An 8,016-nucleotide genomic window follows, 5' to 3' on the forward strand; every position below is an offset into this window, starting at 1 on the left:
CCTGCTATTGATCATTTAAGTTGTTATTTTGAGTTGATTATACTTATGTAAGGTGAGTGCTCACGATTAACGTAACACTCACTGATGACCTAGAAATACACTAAATTATGCAGTCAGTAAAGAACCAACTAATTTACGGATTGAAACCAAAGGTTTACGCTCTGGAATGATGACACCAGCAGTTTTAAGGTCAGATACGAGTTCTGCACGGAAGTCATTATAGTCAACTTCTGCTGCATGTCGTTGACCGCCTTCAAAGTTGTAATGTGGATGATCTAACTCATGCTGAATCGCTTTTTTCATATCAGCTGGACGTTTATATTTTCCTAAGATTTCCTGACATGCCAAATTGGCTTGGTGATCTGAAATTGGCCAAATACAACCTAGTGGCTGGAATAAACCAATGAAATAAAGATTGTCATGTTCTGCATGCATCATTTTACGGTAAAGCGGTAATTTTTCAGCATGTTTGAAATCTATAAAATCTTTATCGAAGAAAGGGAAGACGGTCCAGAAACCAGTACAACAACAAATAATATCAAACTCTTGTTGAGTACCATCGACGAATTCTACAATTTTACCATTGAGACGCTTGATCGCTGGTTTTGGTTTGATTTTACCGTGACGCACATAGTCAATGAAGTCAGAGTTCGCCGTTGGATGTTGTGTCAGCATCGGTTTGTCATTTACAGGCAAGCCAAAATCTGCGTAATTTCCACTGAATGCTTTTACCAATTTGGTCAGAATTTTTTGGCGCATTTTGGGCGGAAGTTTTTCCATTGACTTCACGAGTATGTCTGCGGGATGTCCAAACATAAATTTTGGAACAAACCATTGTGGGCTGCGCATCGATATATACACATCTTTTGAGACACGTGCTGATTCTACGGCAACATCACAGCCTGAATTACCTGCACCAATGACTAAAATTTTCTTTCCACGCCAGTCGTCATTTACACCTTTAAAATCATGTGAATGCATCCACTTGCCAGTAAATTCACCTTCATACTCAGGGTATTTCGGTTTCCAGTGATGACCATTTGCAACCATTAAATAGTCATATATTTTCTGTTGTTCTTTACCTTGATCATCGGTGTAATCCACCACCCATTTTTTATTTTCATTTTTATGAATATGGTGAATAGTGTGATGAAATTTAATTTTGTCATATACACCAAAATGTTTGGCATAATTTTCAAAATACTGCTGTAGATGATCATGTCGTGGATAGTCAGGATAACTGTCTGGCATTGGATAATCTTCATATTCAGACATTGTACGCGAGCTAATAATGTGTGTATTCTCATAGACTGAAGAATGACCAGTTTTAGAATTAAACACCCAATTCCCACCGACTTTGTCATTTTTCTCGAAGATATCGTATGCAATACCATTTTGTTGACAATTTTTAGCAGCCGTAATTCCTGACGGACCTGCACCAATGATACAGACTGTGTTCATATTCATATCCTTGAATGATGTTCTTTTTATTCATAACCAACTATAGTTGGTTTTATGACTATAATCGATTTATTTTTAAACAGCAAGACAGGGGATTTGTTTAAATGCTTTTTGATGAAATTAAGCTTCCTGTACAAAAAAGAAGTAAAGCAAGGTTAGAACTTGTATTAGAAACAACGAAGAAAATATTAGAAGAACAAGGCATCAATCACTGTACTATTCCCGAAATTGCAGCACAGTCCGATCTTCCTAAGATTACGATTTATCAATACTTTCCAACAGTTAATCATTTGTTCAGCATATTGGTGAAACGTTATTTAGATGAACTGCAGGCCTATGTTTTGTTTAAAAATGAGTGCTATCAAACTTGGTCAACACGTGATATTTGTTTTGATCTAATTTCTAAGGTGGCAGAGTTTTACAATTCAAATCCTGCTGCAAGTATTTTGATTTTGGGTGGGCCAGTACATGTTGATGGTTTTAATTTACAGGAAATCGTCATTGAGAAGATTGCTCATGATTTACAAGCGGTATTTGAGCAGAAAGTACATCCGCTGAAATTGAATAGAAAAGAGGAAGCGGTGTATCTGGTTGAAATGGTTTTTGCATTAATGAAACACAGCTACTATCAGCATCAACAAGTCACTGATGACATTCTAAAAGAATGCCATTTCATCAGTGAATTTTACTTAAGCAGTAAGGGATATAACTACCAACTTTAAAAGTTTATTTTAGTTTTTCCAAAAAACGTTGATGCGCTGCGATGAGTTGATCAAAAACTGGCGAATGGAATAGATCGAAGTGACCGCAGACGAACTCACGATATTCACCTTGTTTTAGTTTTTGTGCGAGTTTACGTGTTGCTTTGACAGGAATAAGTGAATCTAGTTCCGCACCTGACACAAAAACAGGGCATTGAATTTTATGAACGATCATTGTTGGTCGATATAAACCAATGGTTGCAACGATTCGAGCTGGAACAGCATTTTTCCAATTCATTCCGTCTGGGATCAGTCGATAATATGCATCATAGCAATCTTCACCCGCCAAAATGGCAAACCGATCTTTTGCAACTACAGGCATGGTTTTGACTCTACCTATTTTTGCTAGGGCTAAATCTTGTAATGCAATCATGGTTGCAGGCAATAAATATTTTTTCGGATACAGTGTCAAGCTCGCTAAACCATCAACGTGTGGAAAATTAGAGATCACTGCTTTAAAGGTGTGTTCACTTGCTAATGTTAGAACATGCGCACCACTGAACGAATACCCCCATAAAATGATATTTTTTTTCGGGATGTAGAATCGGGTTTGAATATAGTCGATAACGACGTTCCAATCCTGAAGTTGACTATTTTTATCAACAAGATGCTGAACAGGACCACTGCTTAATCCAAAACCAGAATGGTCAAATACGCATACGTTATATCCCAATTCTGCATAAGCTTCAGCGAAAGAGTTTAAGCCACAGCTTTTTTCTCCACCTAAGCCATGAGCCATAATGATGATACTAGAATCTTTTGTGATCGGCTCTGGCATATAAAAATCCGCTTGGATTTGATAGTTGCCATTCGGAATGAGTAATTCTTGAGTTTGCATCGTGGTTATCCTTAACACTTTTTTATTTTTAAAACCCAACTCAGGTTGGTTTAAGCATATCGTTATGCAGTATAAAAGTCTATTTGATGTCAAATCGTTCAGAAAATTTTAAGCCTGATTGATTTAAATACATTTTTATTCGATGAATTAGTATGAGTTTTTTCTATCGCAAGCAATGTATCGCCTTAATCTTGAGCTATTTAATTTTGGTCAATCTATTTCCAGTACATGGTGCAGCCGACATGAAATTGATTCAATTAGGCTTAAATTCAAAAGGAGTATTCTATTTAAAGGATGCATTTTGGCCAAGTGTAGTCGGGCATGAATGGGTTAAATATGTGCTAATCGCGATGTACTGCAGTATGCTGATATATGCATTAATCGTTGCTCATCCCAAATCGAGAAATCATAGTTTGGAAACCTCTAAAAATTACATCACAATTTTTGCAGTTGCTTTAATTTCAATTATTTTAATAGCATTGTTCAAATCACAGTCGAACTTGATGTGTCCATGGGATGCAGCTCAACCTCAGGGAATGACAATTGTCTGGAGTCTCAGTAGTAAAGTTGGGCATTGTTTTCCTGGAGGTCATGCTTCTGCAGGTTTAGCATTATTGAGTGGGTATTTTGTGTTCAGGAACAAAAAAACAAAATTAGCTCAATTTTACTTATTGAGTGCAATTCTCTTGGGAATGCTTATGGGATGGACGCAAATGCTTAGAGGTGCACATTTTTTTAGTCATAATCTTTGGACAGGTTGGTTGATTTGGATGTTCAATGTCGTAATATTTAGTCTAAAAGATAAGGTTAAATTAGCCTAAGCAATTAATGTAGTTTAATTTCTACTCTCACCAATAAACCACCTAATTGAGGGCTGCGATCAAAGATAAGATTACCCCCCATACGTTCTACAGCTTTTTCAACAATTGATAAACCTAAGCCACTACCAATTTCTTGATGTTGCTCGACTCGATAAAATCTTTTTTTAATACGTTCATAGAGATCTGCTGAAATTCCTGGGCCACTGTCCTCGACTTGAATGATCGCTATATCATTCTCTTGAAATGTAGAAACGTTAATGATCCCATTGGGGGGCGTGTATTTAATCGCATTCTCTATTAAATTGGTTAATATTGAATCTATAGCAGATGAATAATTTATAATTTGAACGTGTTCATAACGTTCCATACCTAAATCAATTTCTTTGGCTAAGGCTAAATGAATCAATTGTTCAATAGATTGATAAGCACGTTCATCTAACCGAATACTCATTTTTTTCTCGTTACTGGCATTCAATGAGTCTTGTTGAGCGAGATTTAAAAGCTGTCCGACCAAATGCTGAGTTCGGTGTAAACCATTATTCATTTTGATTAACGATTCGTGATGGGGGAGCTCTTTGAGTAAAATTTTAGTTTGAAGATTTAATGCTGTAATTGGTGTTCTTAATTCGTGAGCGGCGTCTGCAATAAATTGTTTTTGTTCTTGTTGGGCATCAGAGATCCTTTGAAATAATTGATTGATCGCTTGAATGCTGGGTACTAGCTCAATAGGGTACTGTTGAGGGTCAATTACGGTCAGCTCATTTGGTTTACGTGTACTTAATTCGGATTTAAATTGCTCAAATGGGGCAAAATTTCTTCTAATTATAAAACCTAAGCCATAAATCGCGAAGGGCATAATGATTAAATAAGGTAAAAACATGTTGATTGCGAGCTCTATGGCTAAAGCTTGTCGAACAGAGTCTTGTTGGCTCACTTGGACTTGAACAGTTTTCAATGGAATCACATAGGTATGCCATTTACCATAATGATTAGTGTGATGATAAAAACCTGAGTTAGCGACGGGCTCAACCAACTGTTTAAACTTTTCGTGTAAATGTGATTGTTGGTCATAGGCCCAAACATCTACAAATAAATCTTCTTCATGGTACTGTTTTAAATGTGAAAATTTACTCTTTACAGGATCTGGATTAAATTTTGCAACACGCTCTGCCAGATTTTTCAGCTGAGCATCAAGTATTTCATTTGTTTCTTCTAAAGCTGTTCTATAGGCTGAAAAAACCAATATGCATCCCATCACCACACTAAAAATTGAGGTAAATACAACAAGTTGCTTTTGTAAAGAGTAGGGTTGCGTCATGTATCAATTCTTGATTTATGGTGTAGGCTGACCTAGCCGATAACCTAATCCTCGCACATTACGAATAAAATTTTTACCTAATTTTGAGCGTATGCGATGAATATAGACTTCAATGGTATTACTGCTGATTTCATTTTCAATATCATACAGTTTTTCTTCAAGATTAGACTTAGAAAAAATCTTATTTGGATAAGTTAAGAGTGGAATTAATAAAGCCCACTCACGGTTTGAAAATTCAACCGTCTGATTTTCAAAACTCGCGATATGTTGTTCAAGATCTAACCTGAGTCCGCCAAATTCTAAAATTTGTTTTATCTGAGATGTATTTTGTTGAGATGCACGTCTGAGTATGGCGTGAATACGCGCTAATAACTCCTCAAACTCGTATGGTTTTACTAGATAATCATCAGCACCTTGATTTAATCCATCGATACGGTGCTGAAGTTGATCTCTTGCTGAAATAATGAGTACAGGAATTGAAGGAAATAGTGAGCGAAGATGTTTGAGTACTTGCATGCCATCCATCATAGGTAATCCAAGATCGAGCAGCACTAAATCAAATGCTTGTTGATTTAATTGTTTTAAGCCATCGATGCCATTATTGACCCAGACTACTTCAAATGATTGATATTGGAGCAACTTTTGAGATGACTCTGCAATCATAAAGTCATCTTCAATCATCAGGATTTTATTCATATTAGGCTCTGTTCTGTAATTGAGGTTTGCATTGTTGGCTGAGGTCTAATGCGGGTTGTAATGTTGTAGTATGAATATTCAATAAACTTAGCATGGTGTGAAAGACATTGTCTTGGCTAAGTACATCATTTTTCTGAGATTCAATGCATCGTACAGTTGACGCTTGATGTTTTCGCCATGCTGTTGAAAACCACATGATCATCGGCACATGAGTTTGTTGTGATGGTGCAATTTGATAAGGCGCGCCGTGTAAATACATTCCATGTTCACCCGTGGATTCACCATGATCTGATAAATACCATAAAGCGGATTGAAATTGAGTTTGTTTGTTTAATAAATTGATTGTCCAAGCGAGAATATGGTCTGTATATACAATTGAATTATCATACGTATTGATCAGAGCTTGTTGACTACATCCCTGAATTGCGCTCGTGTTACAGGTCGGCTGAAAGGGTGTGTATTGATGAGTGGACCGTTTATAGTAAGCTGGGCCGTGACTTCCCATTTGATGGAGTACGATAAGTCTTGGCGTTTTATCATTTTTGGGAATGGCTTGAATATAGGCATTAAGGCTATCAATCAATATTTCATCTTTACATTCACCCTTAGAATCGCACCATTGCTTACGAATAGATTCGGGAATTTCATAACGCTCAACCCGATTACAAACCTCTTTGCATCCTGAATTGTTATTGATCCACGTGACTTTGTAGCCCGCACGTTGAATAATATCGAGTAAGTTCTCCCGTTGTCTTGCGACTTTTTCTGTATATGCTTGTCGAGTCATACCAGAAAATAAACAAGGTACGGATACCGCCGTTGCAGTACCACAGGAACTGACGTTACGAAAATTGATTATATTTAATTTGCTTAATTCTGGATTTGTAGCTCGATCATATCCATTCAACTGAAAACTTTCTGCACGTGCTGTTTCTCCTATCACTAAAACCATCAGTTTTGGAGTTTGATGGGTCGCCGTTTGAATAAATTGGTGTGCATCACGTCCGTAGGGTTGAATTATAGTATTTTTGGGAGGTTGAAGATGTTTATAATAACTGAAGGACGCTGCAACGACATTTTGAGGGCTGATCATTCCTTTCAACTCTCTGTTTTCTCTAAAAATAGCTGCATAGTCAACATAATATAAATAAGCGCAACCTAACACTAAAATTAAACTGATTGCACTGTGTAACATTTTCCTGCAAAGGGTATGAGAAAACGTTGATTTTTTGATATTCACCCAATAAATAAAAAAAAGAGGCGCTAAAATAAAAAATACAACCCAAATAAATAATCTTATATTTATCAGATCAAATGCTTCCATCGTATTGGTTTGCATCATATTTTGAATCTGATCAGCATTAATAATAATGCCTAAACTACTTACAAAATATGCAGACAAACCGCCTAATACAATCCAGATACTTGCAAATATCTTTACGTTCAATCTCCAATGAATAAGGTTGAAAATAAAAAAATAAGCAGCTGTGATTAAGACAGATGAACCTATTAAAAAAAGAATTGCTGGGTAACCTTGATAAGGTGTGAGTGAAGTAAGTTGTTTGTAGAACGCAATATTTAAACCAATGCCAACCCATACTGAGAGTACTAAATTGAATAGTGCTAGGCTTATCGTTGGTTTTTTCCATTGCTGAATGATAGATGTGTAGCGCATACGATGAGTTCTAATATTTAACTACGCTGAGATTAGGTTTTATTTCTTAAAATTTACTGAATAAATGATTGAAGTCTAGGACATAAAAAAAGCCAGACTGGTGGAGCAATCTGGCAAAGCGTCAAGATGAGTCACCCGTGACAAGTGATGTTTCCTGAGTTCAGGTTTGAGTTGTTCTAAACTTAAGCCTGAATAAATTCAGCCACAGCTCGGTTAAACGCCTGTGGTTGTTCAACATTAGAAATGTGCGAAGCATTAATCTCAACAAGTTGACTACCCGTAATCGCTGCTTGCATAAACTGACCATCTGCCACAGTGGTCACAGGGTCTTGCTGACCTGCAATAATCAATACACGAATCGAAATCTGTTTGAGTTGTTCACGCACATCCGCCTTAGCCAAAGCTTCACAGCAGCTTGCATAACCTTCAGGGCTGCCAGCTCCTAA

The 8,016-nt window shown here is 36.8% G+C and carries 8 protein-coding genes; 2 read left to right on the forward strand and 6 right to left on the reverse strand.

Translation table 11 applies throughout. The features are described from left to right. Positions 1-105 precede the first annotated feature (105 nt). The gene (locus AC1M9C_RS13695; RefSeq protein ID WP_481953907.1) at positions 106-1,461 is read right to left on the reverse strand and encodes a flavin-containing monooxygenase; all 1,356 of its coding nucleotides are present in this window, start codon (positions 1,459-1,461) and stop codon (positions 106-108) included. Positions 1,462-1,565: 104 nt separating this feature from the next. On the opposite strand from AC1M9C_RS13695, the gene AC1M9C_RS13700 reads away from it, so the two are divergent. Then, entirely contained in the window at positions 1,566-2,183 is a 618-nt protein-coding gene (locus AC1M9C_RS13700) for a TetR/AcrR family transcriptional regulator (RefSeq protein ID WP_035270045.1), read from the forward strand. A gap of 4 nt (positions 2,184-2,187) precedes the next feature. On the opposite strand, the gene AC1M9C_RS13705 is transcribed toward AC1M9C_RS13700, so the two are convergent. Beyond that, the gene (locus AC1M9C_RS13705; RefSeq protein WP_481587942.1) at positions 2,188-3,060 is read right to left on the reverse strand and encodes an alpha/beta hydrolase; all 873 of its coding nucleotides are present in this window, start codon (positions 3,058-3,060) and stop codon (positions 2,188-2,190) included. Between the two features lie 152 nt (positions 3,061-3,212). Between AC1M9C_RS13705 and AC1M9C_RS13710 the strand changes: the two genes are divergently transcribed. After that, complete coding sequence (locus AC1M9C_RS13710) at positions 3,213-3,881, forward strand: phosphatase PAP2 family protein (RefSeq protein WP_481953908.1); 669 nt, start codon at positions 3,213-3,215, stop codon at positions 3,879-3,881. A 4-nt stretch (positions 3,882-3,885) separates the two neighbouring features. Here the strand turns inward: AC1M9C_RS13710 and AC1M9C_RS13715 are convergent, their stop codons facing one another. The 4 genes from AC1M9C_RS13715 to AC1M9C_RS13730 all read right to left on the reverse strand — a co-directional run. After that, positions 3,886-5,199, reverse strand: a complete 1,314-nt coding sequence (locus AC1M9C_RS13715) for an ATP-binding protein (protein ID WP_481587940.1) — start codon at positions 5,197-5,199, stop codon at positions 3,886-3,888. Positions 5,200-5,214: 15 nt separating this feature from the next. Next, on the reverse strand, positions 5,215-5,895 hold the full coding sequence (locus AC1M9C_RS13720) for a response regulator transcription factor (RefSeq protein WP_179999736.1): 681 nt from the start codon (positions 5,893-5,895) through the stop codon (positions 5,215-5,217). Between the two features lies 1 nt (position 5,896). Continuing rightward, on the reverse strand, positions 5,897-7,570 hold the full coding sequence (locus tag AC1M9C_RS13725; protein ID WP_481953909.1) for a phosphoethanolamine transferase: 1,674 nt from the start codon (positions 7,568-7,570) through the stop codon (positions 5,897-5,899). Between the two features lie 182 nt (positions 7,571-7,752). Beyond that, positions 7,753-8,016: alpha/beta hydrolase (locus AC1M9C_RS13730; protein ID WP_481588094.1), on the reverse strand; the 264-nt coding region annotated here is incomplete at its 5' end.

The organism is Acinetobacter sp. 24-47-39 (assembly GCF_056783825.1).

Bases quoted from the DNA above. Each gene is read 5' to 3' on its own strand.
- AC1M9C_RS13715 (WP_481587940.1), bottom strand. From the start codon at position 5,199: ATGACGCAACCCTACTCTTTACAAAAGCAACTTGTTGTATTTACCTCA.
- AC1M9C_RS13725 (WP_481953909.1), bottom strand. From the start codon at position 7,570: ATGCGCTACACATCTATCATTCAGCAATGGAAAAAACCAACGATAAGC.
- AC1M9C_RS13710 (WP_481953908.1), top strand. From the start codon at position 3,213: ATGAGTTTTTTCTATCGCAAGCAATGTATCGCCTTAATCTTGAGCTAT.
- AC1M9C_RS13705 (WP_481587942.1), bottom strand. From the start codon at position 3,060: ATGCAAACTCAAGAATTACTCATTCCGAATGGCAACTATCAAATCCAA.
- AC1M9C_RS13720 (WP_179999736.1), bottom strand. From the start codon at position 5,895: ATGAATAAAATCCTGATGATTGAAGATGACTTTATGATTGCAGAGTCA.
- AC1M9C_RS13700 (WP_035270045.1), top strand. From the start codon at position 1,566: ATGCTTTTTGATGAAATTAAGCTTCCTGTACAAAAAAGAAGTAAAGCA.
- AC1M9C_RS13695 (WP_481953907.1), bottom strand. From the start codon at position 1,461: ATGAACACAGTCTGTATCATTGGTGCAGGTCCGTCAGGAATTACGGCT.